This window comes from Candidatus Nitrosopumilus sp. bin_32a (assembly GCF_054095935.1).
Genome location: NZ_JBSWSN010000010.1, coordinates 1 through 15,715, shown reverse-complemented (window position 1 = coordinate 15,715; position 15,715 = coordinate 1). Strand labels below are relative to the sequence as shown.

16 protein-coding genes, 1 tRNA gene and 1 pseudogene are annotated in these 15,715 nt (G+C 33.9%); 1 reads left to right on the top strand and 17 read right to left on the bottom strand.

Features of this window, described 5'->3' with window-relative positions; all coding sequences use genetic code 11:
* Positions 1–22 precede the first annotated feature (22 nt).
* From ACW9XH_RS09605 to ACW9XH_RS09565, 9 genes are all read right to left on the bottom strand, one after another.
* Complete coding sequence (locus tag ACW9XH_RS09605; RefSeq protein ID WP_457760475.1) at positions 23–289, bottom strand: ribonuclease P protein component 4; 267 nt, start codon at positions 287–289, stop codon at positions 23–25.
* An 87-nt stretch (positions 290–376) separates the two neighbouring features.
* Positions 377–450: transfer RNA gene (locus ACW9XH_RS09600), tRNA-Gly, on the bottom strand.
* A gap of 22 nt (positions 451–472) precedes the next feature.
* Complete coding sequence (locus tag ACW9XH_RS09595; RefSeq protein WP_457760438.1) at positions 473–1,141, bottom strand: ribosome biogenesis protein; 669 nt, start codon at positions 1,139–1,141, stop codon at positions 473–475.
* Between the two features lies 1 nt (position 1,142).
* The gene (locus ACW9XH_RS09590; RefSeq protein WP_457760437.1) at positions 1,143–2,258 is read right to left on the bottom strand and encodes a hypothetical protein; all 1,116 of its coding nucleotides are present in this window, start codon (positions 2,256–2,258) and stop codon (positions 1,143–1,145) included.
* A gap of 45 nt (positions 2,259–2,303) precedes the next feature.
* Positions 2,304–4,955 (bottom strand): adenosylcobalamin-dependent ribonucleoside-diphosphate reductase, encoded by a 2,652-nt coding sequence (locus ACW9XH_RS09585; protein ID WP_457760436.1) that lies wholly within the window; start codon positions 4,953–4,955, stop codon positions 2,304–2,306.
* 213 nt (positions 4,956–5,168) lie between these two features.
* On the bottom strand, positions 5,169–7,343 hold the full coding sequence (gene nrdD / locus ACW9XH_RS09580) for an anaerobic ribonucleoside-triphosphate reductase (RefSeq protein ID WP_457760435.1): 2,175 nt from the start codon (positions 7,341–7,343) through the stop codon (positions 5,169–5,171).
* A gap of 112 nt (positions 7,344–7,455) precedes the next feature.
* Positions 7,456–7,617 carry a hypothetical protein gene (locus ACW9XH_RS09575; RefSeq protein WP_200829102.1) on the bottom strand — a complete coding sequence of 54 codons (162 nt, stop codon included), beginning with the start codon at positions 7,615–7,617 and terminating at the stop codon, positions 7,456–7,458.
* A gap of 70 nt (positions 7,618–7,687) precedes the next feature.
* Positions 7,688–8,053, bottom strand: a complete 366-nt coding sequence (locus ACW9XH_RS09570; RefSeq protein ID WP_457760434.1) for a Zn-ribbon domain-containing OB-fold protein — start codon at positions 8,051–8,053, stop codon at positions 7,688–7,690.
* Between the two features lies 1 nt (position 8,054).
* Positions 8,055–9,218 (bottom strand): thiolase domain-containing protein, encoded by a 1,164-nt coding sequence (locus ACW9XH_RS09565; protein WP_457760433.1) that lies wholly within the window; start codon positions 9,216–9,218, stop codon positions 8,055–8,057.
* Positions 9,219–9,265: 47 nt separating this feature from the next.
* Between ACW9XH_RS09565 and ACW9XH_RS09560 the strand changes: the two genes are divergently transcribed.
* Positions 9,266–9,733 carry a DNA topoisomerase gene (locus ACW9XH_RS09560; protein WP_457760432.1) on the top strand — a complete coding sequence of 156 codons (468 nt, stop codon included), beginning with the start codon at positions 9,266–9,268 and terminating at the stop codon, positions 9,731–9,733.
* Here ACW9XH_RS09560 and ACW9XH_RS09555 read toward each other — a convergent pair.
* From ACW9XH_RS09555 to ACW9XH_RS09520, 8 genes and pseudogenes are all read right to left on the bottom strand, one after another.
* Positions 9,717–10,523 carry a carbon-nitrogen hydrolase family protein gene (locus ACW9XH_RS09555; RefSeq protein ID WP_457760431.1) on the bottom strand — a complete coding sequence of 269 codons (807 nt, stop codon included), beginning with the start codon at positions 10,521–10,523 and terminating at the stop codon, positions 9,717–9,719. The two genes, ACW9XH_RS09560 and ACW9XH_RS09555, sit on opposite strands and share 17 nt — an antisense overlap.
* A 166-nt stretch (positions 10,524–10,689) precedes the next feature.
* On the bottom strand, positions 10,690–10,866 hold the full coding sequence (locus ACW9XH_RS09550) for a tautomerase family protein (RefSeq protein WP_297441393.1): 177 nt from the start codon (positions 10,864–10,866) through the stop codon (positions 10,690–10,692).
* Between the two features lie 33 nt (positions 10,867–10,899).
* Entirely contained in the window at positions 10,900–11,676 is a 777-nt protein-coding gene (locus tag ACW9XH_RS09545) for a rhomboid family intramembrane serine protease (protein ID WP_457760430.1), read from the bottom strand.
* Between the two features lie 40 nt (positions 11,677–11,716).
* On the bottom strand, positions 11,717–13,276 hold the full coding sequence (locus tag ACW9XH_RS09540; RefSeq protein ID WP_457760429.1) for a peptidase: 1,560 nt from the start codon (positions 13,274–13,276) through the stop codon (positions 11,717–11,719).
* Positions 13,277–13,478: 202 nt separating this feature from the next.
* A complete protein-coding gene (locus tag ACW9XH_RS09535; protein ID WP_457760428.1) occupies positions 13,479–14,228 on the bottom strand; it encodes a hypothetical protein in 750 nt (249 codons plus the stop codon).
* Positions 14,229–14,239: 11 nt separating this feature from the next.
* Positions 14,240–14,890, bottom strand: coding sequence for a hypothetical protein (locus tag ACW9XH_RS09530; RefSeq protein WP_457760427.1), 651 nt, complete (start codon positions 14,888–14,890; stop codon positions 14,240–14,242).
* 142 nt (positions 14,891–15,032) lie between these two features.
* Positions 15,033–15,482, bottom strand: a complete 450-nt coding sequence (locus ACW9XH_RS09525) for a winged helix-turn-helix transcriptional regulator (protein WP_457760426.1) — start codon at positions 15,480–15,482, stop codon at positions 15,033–15,035.
* Between the two features lie 74 nt (positions 15,483–15,556).
* A pseudogene (locus tag ACW9XH_RS09520) lies at positions 15,557–15,715 on the bottom strand (peptidase); the annotation flags it as partial.

The following is a 15,715-nucleotide window of genomic DNA, read 5'->3' as shown; positions in this document are numbered from 1 at the left end:
GATGTTAAAATATCATTGCAAATCATTGAGATATAATTTTACGATAAGTATGCCCACACAAGTTACAAGAAATTCTGATCGACTTTACAGAGGCTCCACCTAAACGAAATCTAGAATTTATTCCAGGCGCAATAAATGATTTGCATTTTTTACAAAATACCATTCTAAGATAATAGGGCATTCGAATTTTGTGTCTGGTGCTAATTCTTCGTGCAAGAAAAGCTTGTCTCTGAGAAAGATCAGGATTTTCTTTTGCATTGGCAAGTGCATTTTCAATAAGAATCTGCATTCTCTCCATTGCAATTTTTCTTGCTCCAAGTTTCACAATATTATGTAAAACTGCACCTAAAAATTGGTTCTCATAATGATTGAAAAATGCAGTCAGCGGGATTCGAACCCGCGTCACAGGGTTGGAAACCCCGAATACTAACCAGGCTATACTATGACTGCAATAGAATGCAAATTTTATTTCCTACATAAAAATGGTTTTTTCGTACTCATAGAGCATTCTGGCAATTACAACGTGTCCTTCAAAAGGTTCATCGCCAACTGAATAAAGATCGGTTATTTTATTTTCAATTGTATTAGAGAAATGCCCCTTTTGGAATCCTCCAATCACAATACAAGCATCATCTGGAATCTCTTTTGCAATTTTTTCATATGTACTCTTAATACCTTTTGTAGAAAAACCAAATACTTTTGATGGATTTATCTCATCAAGTAGTTCAGAGAATGTTTTTTCTTTAATTTCCAACAAAACATCATCTTTTGTTGTAATTTCTTTTTCCTGATACAATTTTTCTATGACTCCCTCGAATCTATGATATGATTTTGGAATGTGAACATTTTTTCCAAAAGATATTACTTTATCATCAAGGGTGTGAACATAGAGTTTCATTTTATTTTGAAGATATAATGGAATAGTTGTAGCTTCAAGTATAGAGAAATGTACAAGATCAGGTCTGCCTCTTTTCATTTCATTTTCAATTCCCTTCATAGCTGCAAAATGCCATGAATTATCTAATAGAATTTCTGATGGATATTTTCCAAGTTTTCTTGCATGCGAAATAACTGACGGATGATGTTTTAATTCAGATGGAACTAACTCTAATGAGGATTCAGATAAAATTAACGAAATCATTTTAGTTTATCATTTCAATTTGCTTTTTAAATTCATTCCAGCTCGGTTTAGGATTACCATCATTGTTAATCATACCAGCACTGCAAATGTAATGACTTAATCTTTCAGACACATGTTCACTACTTCCAAAACCAGAGCCTCCAACAATAAGAGTATCTTCTCCAATTATTGGAGCTTCAACTATACAGGTTCCCTCAGGTCGGTCATACTGCCTATACCAAGTAAAAAACTCTATTTCAGATTCATTTTCAGTATAAAATTCAAAAGATTTTTTTAAAAATTCTGTTTGTTCGATTTCATTTCCTCCAACAAAATCAGAAGTACTCCAACTAATCTCAAAAACTCCCACTTTTTTGTCACCTGCCAAATCAAATACCTGTTGTAGTTCATCTTTTGCTTGCTGAGGGGTTTTTACAATATCATTTAGAGAATCAACTGGAGAATATGAAAAAGCAACAAAATCGCCAATAGACAATTCAGTCACGATATGTTGTAGATTTTTATTTAAAACTTGATCTAATGCAAAGGCATTTCCTATTTTTACATCAGGATGTTTTTCTTTAATTTTTTCATAGACTCCATTGAATAGTTCTTTGTAAACAGGGATATTTTGTTCGTAAAATCTGAATTGGGATTCTGTTTGTCCAGCAAGAATTACAGTGTCTACAAGATCATATCTCGACAATATTTCATCAAGAACACTAACAATTCTATCTTCACCTATAGAGTTCAAAGATGGCTTTCCAATCCAATTAGGAAAAGGTCCAATGGTTTCACCATTAATTATAGAAAAGTACAGAGTAACTTTGAGATCATTGTTTTTGTTAAAGCTCATTATTGCATCGGATTGCCCCCAATCATATTCTCCACGTACAGGTTCAACTAAATTCCAAAAAAGATAGACATTACTTCTTCCAATTCCAGAATCAGCGGCCTCCGAATAAACATCATGTAATTCCTGCAATGTTATTGATTGGTTTGGAGAATTAATGACAAGGCCAATTTTTTGATTTACCTCCTGAGGTGAAATCAAATCAGTAGAGAGGCTCAAACCCACAGCGATGACAGTAATAATAACACCTATTCCTACAATCATGCCTAAGAATTTGTTATTCATACAGATTCAAAAGTAAATGAAAGTAAAAAAGTTGTGATTCTGTTTTTATCCAGAAGTACAACCACTGTATCCACATTCAATGCAAATACTGCAACCCTCTACGAATACCAAGTTGTTTTTACATGTAGGACATAATCTATCTTCAGAGACCTCTTCTACTTTTGGAGCCTCTAGTTTGATTTCCTCATCATGTACTTTTAATGCCAATGAAGCATTAACTTGAGATTTGATGTATGGATTTGTGATATTTTCAGTAACATATGCCGTCATGAACGGACTTGGTGTTACCTCAAAGATCTTTGTTGCATTATCACTTGTCATGTGAAGAACTTGTTTGTGTCTTGAACCATCACGATAAACAGTCATTCCTTTTAGACCAATTTCATGTGCGAGTAGATATGCAGATTTCACATCGTCAACTGTGACATCATAAGGCATGTTGATTGTTTTTGCAATTGCATTTCCAATCCAGTCTTGCCATACACCTTGAGCCATGAGATGATCAGCCCAATGAATATCCATTGCTGTAACAAACACATCTTGCATCCATTGTGGAATTTCTTCCAATCCTTTCAATGAACCATAGTTGTCTGCAATCTTTTCAAGAATTTCATCAGAGTAAAGACCTTCTTCTTTAAGGGCTTCTTCAAGAATCTTGTTTGTGTAAAAGAATCTTCCAACAGTGACTCTCTTTTCAAACACTAAGGCAAATGCAGGTTCCATTCCGTTTGAACAGTCTGCAATCATAGATAGTGTTCCAGTTGGTGCTACTGTTGTAGTTAAGACATTTCTAATACCATATTTTTTAATTTCTTCAATGAGTGGATCCCATTCATATGAATGAGTTTCTTTTGATTTCTCATAGTATCCAGATATTGGAATTTTTCCTTCAGGATATTCTGTCTTTGCACAAAGTGGGAATTCACCACGAGATCTTGCAAGTGCAACACTTTCTTCCATAGAATAGTATGTTAGGGCTTCAGAGAGTTTTGATTGAAGTTCATATCCTTCTTGAGAATTGTATGGGATTTTCAGTTTGTACAACAGATCAGCTACACCCATAACTCCAAGTCCAATTCTTCTAGACTCTTTTGATGCTACACTGATTTCTGGTACTGGATAAGTATTGACATCAATAATGTTATCCAAGAATCTTGTTGTCTTTCTGATAATCTCTTCATATCCTTGCCAATCAAATTCATAGGAACCATCAGCTTGTCTTTTTACAAGATTTACCAAATTGATAGAACCCAAGTTACATGATTCGTATGGATAGAGACTTTGTTCACCACATGGATTTGTAGCTCTAAGTGGTGCTTGTCTTGCTTTAGCAAATACATTGTATTTGTTGATTTGATCAAAGAAGATCAAACCAGGTTCTGCGCTCTTCCATGCAGATAATGCAATTAGATCAATTAATTGATGTGCATTAATTTCTTTTACAGGTTTTCTATCACGTGGACTACGTAAGACATAGTTACCATCAGTGGTATTAACAAGTGCATGCCAAAAGTCTTCCCAGATTCCAACACTTACATTGAAATTTTCTAGTACACCTGCTTCTGTTTTGTTTGTAACAAATTTTTCAACATCAGGATGCCATGCTTCAATGATTCCCATGTTTGCACCACGTCTTTTACCACCTTGTTTTACAACTTCAGTGACAGTATTGATGATATTCATGAAAGATACTGGACCAGAGGCAACACCGGATGTTGATGCTACAATATCACCTTCTTCACGAAGATTAGAGTAGTTGATTCCAACTCCGCCGCCGGACTTGAAGATTAATGCTGCATCGGAAGTGGATTTCATGATTTCCTCCATGCCATCCTCCATGCCAAGCACAAAGCATGCTGAAAGCTGTCCTAGTCTTCCACCAGCATTCATCATGGTTGGTGAATTTGGTAGGAAATCTTGTCCAGTCATCATTGTAAAGTATTCAGTGATTTTATCTGCATAACTTTCGAGTTTTTTTCCTGCTAGTAATGTCAATAGATCTTTGAAACTTACTTTCATCTGACCTTTGGTTGCAAGGGTCACATAGTGATTGATTAAAGACCTAAAATGCCACTTGTTGAAGAAATAGTCTCCAACTTTGAATTTATAATCAAAAGCATCCAGTTTTTCAAGATAAGATTTGGCTTCGTCTATATCCTGTTTATTATTTCCAGATTTGTCAAAGATTTGTGAATCATATAGCATATCACCGATTCCGACTAGGATTGCTACTCGCTCAAACATTTGAGTTGGTGATTCAATGATCTCACTTTTTGCATTTCTGAATAGATATCTTGAGGCTAATACTCTCAGACAGTTTAAATCAAATTTTTTAGAGACTTGATCAAGGGCTTTAAGATTTAAAACCTTCATTTTTTCGTCTCTTAATTTTCTTCTTTCATGTCTGTAAACGATGTATGCTTTTGCAATATCGCTATTGCCGCTATCGATTAAAGTTGATTCTACAATATCTTGAATATCTTCAACTGTAGGTGCTCTAGAGCTTGTAAATCCTTGCTCTACTAACTTGTTAACTACATCATTTGCTAGTTTGTCGGCAACGCCACGATCGGCTTTAGAGGTGGCTGCCAATGCCTGAAATATGGCATTTGAAATTTTATCTTTATTGAAAGCCGTTACAACGCCACTGCGCTTACGGATCTCATTGATCGTATTTTCTATTTGTGAATTGTCCATTATAATCTCCCCGCAGAGGTTAGAAACAATGTGGTTATAACTTATGTGCTCGAAATTTTTTGATCTGGTCCGCTAATGAGTCAATATTTTTAACACCGCTACTATGAACTTCATACTGGCTTAACATTGCTAACAGTTAACGATGATCGCAATGTCTGAAACTGATCAAAAAGTTTTCAAAAATGATCGGAACTAGTTTTTGATTTACGATATTCAGACAACATATGGTGACTTGCATTTTGGACACTTGTCATCAAATGGTTCATCTTTGAATCCACACTCACCACAAATTGCAGTTGGTCTTACAGGTTTAAAAGATGGGATAAATTCTGATGTTTTCTCTATTGCTTTTTTGATATCCTCAACTTTTGCATCTTTGTCAATTTGTAATGTTACAAGAAGACCACCATTTAGTGCCTTTGAGAGTTTATTACACTCAGAGATAACCTCACTTTTTGCAGTTAAATTAGAAACTTCTGAGGCATTAACTACGATACCTTGAGAATAGAAATCAGCATCCATAGAATTTAGGCTTGAGTTTTTACCATATTTTTCACCATCAAGGGTTGCAAAACGGGCTGATCCTTCAGTTTCAGTCATAGAAATAGCCACAGTGTCGCCTAACTCTTTGCCTTTTTTGGCAGCAACATCAACTGCAGTTTCAATGACTTTGTTAAGAATATCTCGTCCTTCCTTATTGTCTTGAAATCCAAGTATGTTAAAAACAGCCTCTTTGAGTCCCACCAAATTAACAATGAGAGTTACAGAGCTTCTCTGCATGTATTGAGTATTCTTTGCAAGAATTGGATTAAGTCCTCTTCGTGTAAGATCAGAGATTGCTTTCTTTCTTAAAGCCATAGAAACCAAAGCTGGTTTCATTAGTAAAGCAAGTCTTGCTCTAAAGTAAGTTTCATCTTTGTTTGATTCAAATGCCAATCTTGGAAGATTAATTGAAACAGATTGTAAGGTGATTGAAAGAGGGCCTGATACTTTGGTAGAACCGTTTGTTATACCATAACTAGATGTTTGACCTTTTGCAAACATTACTTTTCCACCAAGTGAAAGTATTTCAGCTGCTGCCAAAGATACATCAGTAATCTTTGCTTTATCAACATCAATTATCAAACCAATTTTTGGGATTGGTGTAATTTTTGTATAATTTTTGTATGCATTGATGATTGCATTAATTATTTTTGTATCAGTTCCTAATTGTAAACGAATTGAGATATTTGTACTATTTTTATTATATTTGGAGGTTGTTGATGAAGTTGCAAATGCATCAGTTAGCTTTTGCTCAAGTTCTGGAATAGATTTTGAATGTTTTGCAAATAATGGAACTAACCCATCAAGAACTATTTCTTGTGAAGCTTCTTTTGAAAGAAGTGCGATAACTACAGATAGTGAACTTGTAATTTCATCTAGTTGTTTTGATGCAGAAATTCTTGATACGTCAAGATATTTTCCACCAAGATCAACACCATCTTCAATTAATTCTTTAATGTTAACAAATATTGTATCAGGAATCATAGACCAAATTCCAGGATTAGAAATATGCAAGTCGCCAGAAAGATGTGAATCTGCTACATCTTTAGGTAAAACGTTTGTAAGAAGATGTTCAGCAAATACTCTCTGTCCAGTATTAAATAACAGTCCCTCAGCACCATTATCTACATCATCCAGATTTGAGATCATTTCTTGAACATCATAAACAGGCATGCCTAGGCGTGCTAGTTTGTTCCTGTATTCTTCATGACCGTGCTCAAGCAAGACAGAATTGACCATTTCTCGGATTAATGAGCCTGTTAGATAGGTTGTCTGATATTTGTAAATTCTATTTTCAACTTCTTCAGTAATTTTTTGTGCCAGTTCAAGTGGAAGACTTCCTTCACGTACCAGAGATTGAATAATTTTGTGTGAGTTGAATTCCTCAATTGATTCAGATGATGTTCTAACATACATTTTTCCACTTTCAATAATTGATCTTTCTTCAATTTGTCTTGCTAAACTTAAAACAAGTTTTCCAAGATTTGTAATAGTATAACGTCTTTCAGATTTGTTTAATGCAACAAGTGATTGTCTAAGTAATTTTCTCAAGTGGTATGCAAATTTTCCACTCTCTTTTTTTGATTTGAAACCAGCTAATGATTTTAATTCAGAATAAGTCAAAGGGCCTTTAGAGTTCAAAATTCTAAGAATATCAATTCTGTTTGGACTTGCCATGACAGAAAAGATCATTCTGACACGTTTTGAGGTAGATTGTAAGATTCCACCTCTCTTTGGATCAGAGTCGTCTAAATCATCATCGTCTAAATCTACATCTAATTCAGAGTCATCTACATCAGCATCAATGTCTAGGTCTAATTCTAAATCCTCTTCTGTCTGTTTCACTATTGTTCCTAAAAATAATGCAGTAAATAAGACTTGTGACTAGACAGTATGTTACACTTTTTGATCAGTTTCTTTAAAATTGTAAAAAAGATCTTTTAGAGATCATTTTTAATTAATTTTCTTGGACATCAAGTGAAAATTCTGATGTAGAAAGCTTTTGTCCACATGATGGACACTTTCCATTTGTTGGATTTAGTACATCTTTTAGAGATTTTAACATTTTCATGTTTGTGATCTTTTCTCCACATTTTCCACATGTAATTTCTACTGACATGAATATGATCAAATATGTAAAATAATTAAGAAGCGATTTTGATTTTTTTTAATAATTCAAGCAAATAATTTTACTGCTTTTCAATGATGATTCCGCGTTCATCAAAACCAGTAATATGGGCTCTTGTTCCAACAGGTAGATCTGCAGGAGTTGTGATTCCTGCCATAAATCCAGATATTCTCAAATCTGTATTATCTAATTGAAGTACAACAAAGGCATACGGAGTATATTTTTCAAAACCTGCAGGTGCTACAGTAATTATCGTATAAGTGGCAATTGAGCCTAGACCGTCTAAAACAACATCCTCAAATCCTTTGCTACCACATTTTAGGCAATAATATGCTGTAGACAAATGAAGATATCCACACTCAGTGCATTTATGAGTTACAAGCTTGCCTTGTTTAGCATATTCAATAAGTTGTTCTTCAACAGTCATTTTATACACTTTGGAATACATGAACAGCGCAACTTGCTCCAGTTGCACCGAAATTATGAGTTAAACCAATTTTTGCATCTTTGACTGTTCTTGCACCAGCTTTTCCAGTTAGTTGATCAAATACTTCTACTACTTGACCAACTCCTGTTGCACCAATTGGATGTCCTTTTGATTTAAGACCACCTGATGGATTAATAGAAATATCAGAATTTAATTTTGTTCGGCCTTCACGAACAGCTTGAACGCCTTGACCTTTATCAAAGAATCCCAAGTCTTCAGTGTCAACTACTTCTGCAATGGTAAAGCAATCATGTACTTCAGCAAAGTCGATATCTTTTGCAGTTATACCTGCCATTTTGTATGCATCTGCTGCTGCAATCTTTGTACTAGGAATTGTTGTCATGTGTTCACGTCCTTGTAATGCAGCAGGTGAACCACCTCTGCCAGAACCAATTACTTCAATGTAGTCACTACCATTTTCTTTTGCAAATTTTTCAGAACAAAGAATAACAGAACTTGCACCATCAGAAAATGGACAGCAATCATAAAGTTTTAGTGGGCTTGCAACTACTGCAGAATTCATCACATCATCAACTGTAATTTTCTTTTGCATGTGTGCTTTTGGATTTAGAAAACCATTGTCATGATTTTTTACTGCAACTGCTGCAAAGTCTTCTTCAGTTGCATCAAACTCTGTCAAGTAAGCTCTTGCCATTGATGCAAATAAACCTGGAAATGATGCACCTGCTTGACCTTCATAAAAAAAGTCAGAACAATACGCAAAGTAAGTCGTAGTCCATTCAGTTCCTGTGTGAGTTACTTTTTCAACACCGGTAACAACTAGACAATCATAAAATCCTGCTGCAACGTTGGCATATGCTTCTCTAAAAGCTACAGAACCACTTCCACATGCAGACTCTATTGATAATGATGGTTTGTCTGGAATTCCCAATCTGCTCATTAAGACAGGACCGAGATGAACCTGTTTATCAGCAACACCAAAGACGTTTGAAATGTAAGATGCTTTGATGTCTTTTGGAGAAATTCCTGCACTCTCTATGGCTGAAACTGAAGCCTGAGTAGTAATATCGGCAATACTTTCACTTAATTTTCCATATTTGGTGCTACCAGCGCCAAGAACACAAACCTTTTCCACAAATGTCACTGACCCATTTCCCTATAAAAATTGTTTTAGTAAATTCATCATAGGAAATGCCAAGAAGAAAATCAAGTCTCAAAACAGTACAGATCAAAAAGCCCACAATGAGACATGTAGTTAAAACTACAAAGTCAAAAACTAGCATCTTCAAAAAAGAGATTGTTCAATATTTGGATAGCAACGGGTTTCTTTCTTGGTCATCAAAAGAGAAAAAATACATTATTCTTGGAACAAATTCTCCAAAAAATGGGCTAGTACCTTGTCCTGAATGTAAATTGGGTGAACTGATGGTCATTAAATCAAAAGCTACACGAAAACGATTCATGGGCTGTTCAAATTTTTATGGCGGATGTAAAGCATCATCGCCGTTATTACAAAAAGCAAGACTGCGAGCTACCAAGATGCCATGTGATGTATGTAAATGGCCAATGATAATTTTTCGTTATACTCGAACACAAAAATGGACAAAGCAATGTGGGAATTTTAATTGTAAAAGTAGAAAGACTAAGCCTTCAAAGTAGGATAAATATCAGTTCTTCTGTTTTTAAGTAAGGGTAAAATTTCTCGTGTTTGTTTTACCTTGTTCAAATCAATATTTACAAAACTAATCCCTTGCTTCTTTTTCATGTCAAGTAATATTTTTCCATAAGGATCAACTACCAAGCTTCGTCCACAGTAAATATTTCCAACTTGATCTGGTGCAACTACATAACATCCATTTTCTATTGCTCGTGTTTTGTTAATTGTAATCCAGTGTTCTTCTTTCATATTTCCTTTAACCCAAGCTGACGGTGCTACTAGCACTTCTGAGCCTGCAACTGCAAGTGATCTTGACATCTCTGGAAATCTTAAATCATAACAAATCATCATGCCAATTTTTCCAATAGATGTTTTGACTGGCTTTGAAATTTTCGAGCCTGATTTCATTTTATCAGATTCTTTGAATCCTAATGCATCATAGAGGTGTATTTTACGATAAGTGGAAATGATTTTTCCGGATGTATCAACTACAAATGCAGTATCGTAAACACGGTCCTTTGTTCTGCTTTTCTCATAAAATGAGCCTATGACTTGAATTTTATTTTCTTTTGCAGCTTTTGCAATAGTTGTAACAAAATTTCCATTAATTGTTTCAGATAAACCTGCTAATTCTTTTGAAGTTTGAGAAGAGTTTGTGTAAAACATCATAAATTCCGGAAATGCACATAGTGTTGCATTTTTTGAAGATGCTTTTGATATGTATGAGATAATTTTTTTGAGGTTAGCTTCTTTGTTAGTTGATGCTGTAAATTGAACCACTGCAACCTTCATAAATTTGATTAATGCCATCACAATAAAAGGATAAACTTGTGGTACAAATTAGAAATGTACCATTTTCTTCTTATGTTAATTCATGCTATACAATACAAACCGATCATAGTGTGTATGTCATCCCTGACTGGAGGGATATAATCCAGTCAAATTTTATTAAAAATAATTAAAGTTGGTTTCCTGCTAAAAACCAATTTTCTTTAGGATTGTCTTCAAAAACAACAATAACATGATTTTCTTTTGTCTTTAGAATATCAACTGCTGATTTTGTGATTGCTTTTGCGTATTCATCTTTTTGTTCCTGAGTTCTACCAGGATACATTGATACTGTAATCAAAGGCATGAAAATTTTAAATTGATTCGGAGATTTATGCGTTCAATAATCTGGTCTATATCCATATCTTGTTCCATAGGTAAACTCTGAACTGTGAGTTTTTTTGTATAGATATCCGGTTGCCAAACCTACAGCAAATCCTCCAATGTGAGCAAGATATGCTACGCTATCACCTGCAATACCAAAACCTCCAATAAAAAATGGTAAGAGATTTTGAAAAACTAACCAGAAAGGCAAGAACCATTTTGCTTTAATATGCATCATTCTCCAAAAGAAACCCATCATTAGGAATGTCTGAATTCTAGCTTTTGGGAAAATCATCAAATATGCACCTAGCACTCCAGATATTGCACCTGATGCACCAACTGCAGGAATTACACTGCTAGTATCTCCAGCAATGTGAATTAATCCAGCTGCAATGCCCCACATAAGATAAATTCCCAAATATTTTATTTTTCCAAATTTGTGTTCTATATTATCACCAAATATCCACAGAAACAACATGTTTCCTCCAAGATGCATCAAGCCACCATGCAAGAAAGTAGAACTAAGTAGAGAAAAATACGGTTCTTGAGGACAAGAGATACTTAGTGGCCCTGAACCAAAATCGATGTTTAGTACACTTGCACCAGTAACGCAGTTTGGAACTGCACCCCAATCATAAAATAAATTCAATGCGTTTTGATTTGTAAAGTCAAAGAATTGACCAGTGTAAGCAACTTCGACAAAAAATACTAAGACATTGACAATGATTAAGCCATATGTTACTGTAGGTCTAAATCCAGGTGGAGTAGGATTTTCATCTCGTAAAGGAAGCATTTGACGATTGTCTTCGATAAAAATCGTATAATAAGATTATTTATCTTTGAACTTGTATCATTCCTTCTTTTATGAGGAATTGAATTCCTTGAATGAATGCACCATCATCAATTGCACCATCTGCCCACCAGCCAGCATTGTTTTTTATCCAAGATGGAATTTCATCTGAACTTGATTCAGAATTCTTCGTTGTATTTGGAATTTGTATGATTCCTTCTTTTATGAGGAATTGAATTCCTTGAATGAATGCACCATCATCAATTGCACCATCTGCCCACCAGCCAGCATTGTTTTTTATCCAAGATGGAATAGTATGTGCTGAGTCAGATTGAGCCTGATTTGATGATTCAATTACTATAATAAAATTACCTTTTGATAATGAATTCCCATTAATGTTTGAAAATACAAGATTTGCAGCTCCTGATTGTTTATCATCAAAAACAATTTTGTGTGAATTAGGATTTGCAGAATTTACATTTCCAACTAGATGTTTTGAATAAATTTCAGAACCTTTTTGCATTATTTCCAAATCATATTCAACTATTTTTTGGGATTTATCTGAAAAAAGTTCTTCAAAACTTACAAAAAATGTTACATCCTCTGATGTGTGAATAATTTCAGGTTCCCAAAATAAAAATACTTTATATCTCAAGTCAGGGGTAGTAAACTCTAGAGGAAACGTTACCTGTTGACTTGGTTTTAATTCAAAATTCATCACAGAATCTGAATCATTAACTGCATTTTCATGAATATCTTTGATTAGTTTTTGATTCAAAACCATGTGAATAGTTCTATCATCAAAGGAATAGTCATCGATTGTTACTGCATCTGCTGGTAATTCTATGTCATTTACTACTGAAGTGTATGTTGTTAAAAGAAAACTATCAAAAGTATTTGGAATTCTAACTTCTTGGTGTACAACACTTAGTTGTTCTAAATCTTGATTCCAATCAAAAGGCATTGAAAACTTTATGGTGTTTGATTCAAATGAAAAGTTGTTAATTTGATCAAAATATGAAATCAATTGAATTGTTTGCTCATCATTAACTGTAAAAGAGTTATTTTCAGCAATACTAATTGCACCTTCTAATTTTATTTCATCAGTTAAAAAATTAGAATCAGAATCAACGGTAATGATTCTTACCGTATAATGATATAATCCTCCAGATGTAAAGACAGGGCCTTTGATAATTATAGGCTCAAAATCTTTGTTCATCCAACCACCTGAATTGAGTTCTTTGTTTCCCTCAATTGTTATTTTGTCTGATTCATCAGTTACAACTTTGATATTCAGATATCCCAATTCATCATGGAAAATATCTTTAAAAATTTGTTTACCTTCTTTTTTTAATTCAAATTCATATGTCACATGCTCAATGATTGCAAAAGAATCTGAACGGTATAACTTCAACGATATAGTTGATTCATCATTATTTTCATCATAAACAGAAGGAGAAATGCCAATGGAAAGAGTCGCATCTTTATCTTGAATTGTCACGGGTGGAAGAACTTCTCCACCTAGACCATGACTAAAAACATCTGGTATCAATCCAACTACTAAAAAAATGGAGAGAGTGAACATAGTTAAGAGAATTTTCAAGTTTCTATAGCTATGATCATCTATTATTAAAATTTCATTAATTTAAAAAAATAAGATGAGAAACATTACCAAAATGACTCCTTTGTTTCTCACCTAACTATGGCCTGTATGATATCATTATTTTATTTTAGATTAAAACAAAATTGGTACATTCATAGGATGTATTAAAAATAAAAAAAGAAAAAAGTTTAGAAATAATCAGCTAGTGATCTTTAGACTTGTCGTCTTTATCTTTAGACTTGTCGTCTTTATCTTTAGACTTGTCGTCTTTATCTTTAGACTTGTCGTCTTTATCTTTAGACTTGTCGTCTTTATCTTTAGACTTGTCGTCTTTATCGTACTGATTACTATGGTGACCGCCTTTCTGTGGGAATTTTAGATCATTGATATCTCCAACACATCCATAGCTACCGGTATAACCGCCATCATTGAATTTGCTAGTTTGTCCATCAAAATTACAGAATCCTGTGAAATCTATTGGAACATTTGTTCCATCGAAATATGTCACAGTTCCATATACATGATATCCATAAATTCCTTCTGAGAGAACTTGTCTGACAATGTATTTTCCAGGTTGACCAAATATGGAGCTGACAGGTATGCCTAATTCTTTAGCGTCAGCGTCAGAAGGTGAATTTACTTTGTTAAAACTTTTCAGATCTTCAAAGTAGAATTTATCTACTAATAGCTGAGCGCCTGAAATTGGTAATTTGGTATCCTTGTCTCTGATGGTGATATCAACACCATGTATTCCATCCCATGTTCCAGGTTCATTTGCATATGTTGGTTCATTGGTATGACCTAATACTACTTGGAATGTTCGATCTTCTCCATTGACCATTGTTACTGGTACATCTGCTCGTCCATGTGCATACGCATCTTGTGATGCAATTACAGAAACCAAAGTGATTGCTGCTATGACACCCAGGATACTAAGAATTGAATTTTTCATTTCAAATCCTTCTAAGAGTGTCCTAGACCATCATTGGTATGATCTGTATCGTTCAGATCATAGACGGGGTTGTTGTCTCCAGGTCCAAATCCTAATGTTGGACCACCTGTATATTTGTCGCTAGCAATGCTTCCTAACACTTGTTGGATATTGACATCAACAATATCTACATCTCCAAATGTGATTGGGGCATCAGATAAATTGATTAAATCAATATCTGTTACTCTTGGAGCTCCACCATTAATTGGATCTGGTATGTGTGCATGCCAGATACAGCTGTGTGGTGCATTAGAAACTGCATTGATATAATACAATGGAACCATTTGCATGTTTGCATGAGTTAGATTCTCATCTACATGACCTGCAATCAAAGTGACTGTTGGTTGATATGTATCAGAATCACCTGGAACTAATTCACAAGGTGCTTTAAGTAAAACATGTCCTGAGACATAGTTTGGACTAGAATCATAAAGTGGAAATATATCACCTGGTTGAAGTGTTATATCGTTTAATCTGATATGTGTATTATCAGGCACGGTTCCCGCTGTTGCTCCTAACTCAAAGCTGTGACTCGCAAAGACAGTTCCACCATATGCTAATGCAATGGTTAACAATGTTGTTCCTGCGATCAAATTTATTTTGTTCTGCTTTAGTAAAGTCATTGATGAAAATATTAGAAATATATTAAAAACAAAATTGGTACATTAGTAAGTTGTACTGGTAGAAAAAGAAAAATCGTTTTACATTAATAGAATGTACCAGTAAAAGAAACAATTAGTCATTAGAGAAATGTATTTGAAAGAATTACTCAAATTGATATTTTTTAATTAATTTTTGGATGAAAGGATTTTCTTTAATATAATATCTTTTCTTAGAACCTTCAAGTTTGAAAATCAATAAATCATTATTCAATAATTCAGTTAAATTTTGAGAAATTGTTGGAGAAGATTTTTTAACTTTATTTACAATTTCATGAAACTCCATACCTCCATTGATTAATGAAAAAATTATATTTCGTGAAGTTTTTTTCCTTAGAAATTTAATAATATTTATTTCTTCTAAACTAATTTCGGTGGAATAAAATCGAGTCTTGTCTCTTTCTCTTTTAATGTTAATAATTCCAGATGATTCTAATTTATTAAGATAGTGTGTCAATACACCGTTTTTCATTCCAGACACACGAATTATTTCACAAAAATGTAATCCAGGATTTTTGTAAATGATATTAGTTAATAATGAAAATCTATCATACATAATAAAAAAATTAAAAAAATATACTAAAGAAAACTGGTTCATTTGTAAAATGTACTGGTATGAATCTCAAATGACTATACTTGCAAAATCCCATTACTAATTAGATATTGAATTCCTTGAATGAATGCACCATCATCAATTGCACCATCTGCCCACCAGCCAGCATTGTTTTTTATCCAAGATGGAATTTCATCTGAACTTGATTCAGAATTCTTCGTTGTATTTGGAATTTG

Bases quoted from the DNA above. Each gene is read 5' to 3' on its own strand.
- ACW9XH_RS09550 (WP_297441393.1), bottom strand. From the start codon at position 10,866: ATGCCTTTGATTACAGTATCAATGTATCCTGGTAGAACTCAGGAACAA.
- ACW9XH_RS09560 (WP_457760432.1), top strand. From the start codon at position 9,266: ATGCCAAGAAGAAAATCAAGTCTCAAAACAGTACAGATCAAAAAGCCC.
- ACW9XH_RS09570 (WP_457760434.1), bottom strand. From the start codon at position 8,053: ATGACTGTTGAAGAACAACTTATTGAATATGCTAAACAAGGCAAGCTT.
- ACW9XH_RS09525 (WP_457760426.1), bottom strand. From the start codon at position 15,482: ATGTATGATAGATTTTCATTATTAACTAATATCATTTACAAAAATCCT.
- ACW9XH_RS09530 (WP_457760427.1), bottom strand. From the start codon at position 14,890: ATGACTTTACTAAAGCAGAACAAAATAAATTTGATCGCAGGAACAACA.
- ACW9XH_RS09555 (WP_457760431.1), bottom strand. From the start codon at position 10,523: ATGAAGGTTGCAGTGGTTCAATTTACAGCATCAACTAACAAAGAAGCT.
- ACW9XH_RS09605 (WP_457760475.1), bottom strand. From the start codon at position 289: ATGCAGATTCTTATTGAAAATGCACTTGCCAATGCAAAAGAAAATCCT.
- ACW9XH_RS09535 (WP_457760428.1), bottom strand. From the start codon at position 14,228: ATGAAAAATTCAATTCTTAGTATCCTGGGTGTCATAGCAGCAATCACT.
- ACW9XH_RS09595 (WP_457760438.1), bottom strand. From the start codon at position 1,141: ATGATTTCGTTAATTTTATCTGAATCCTCATTAGAGTTAGTTCCATCT.
- ACW9XH_RS09585 (WP_457760436.1), bottom strand. From the start codon at position 4,955: ATGGACAATTCACAAATAGAAAATACGATCAATGAGATCCGTAAGCGC.
- ACW9XH_RS09590 (WP_457760437.1), bottom strand. From the start codon at position 2,258: ATGAATAACAAATTCTTAGGCATGATTGTAGGAATAGGTGTTATTATT.
- ACW9XH_RS09545 (WP_457760430.1), bottom strand. From the start codon at position 11,676: ATGCTTCCTTTACGAGATGAAAATCCTACTCCACCTGGATTTAGACCT.
- ACW9XH_RS09575 (WP_200829102.1), bottom strand. From the start codon at position 7,617: ATGTCAGTAGAAATTACATGTGGAAAATGTGGAGAAAAGATCACAAAC.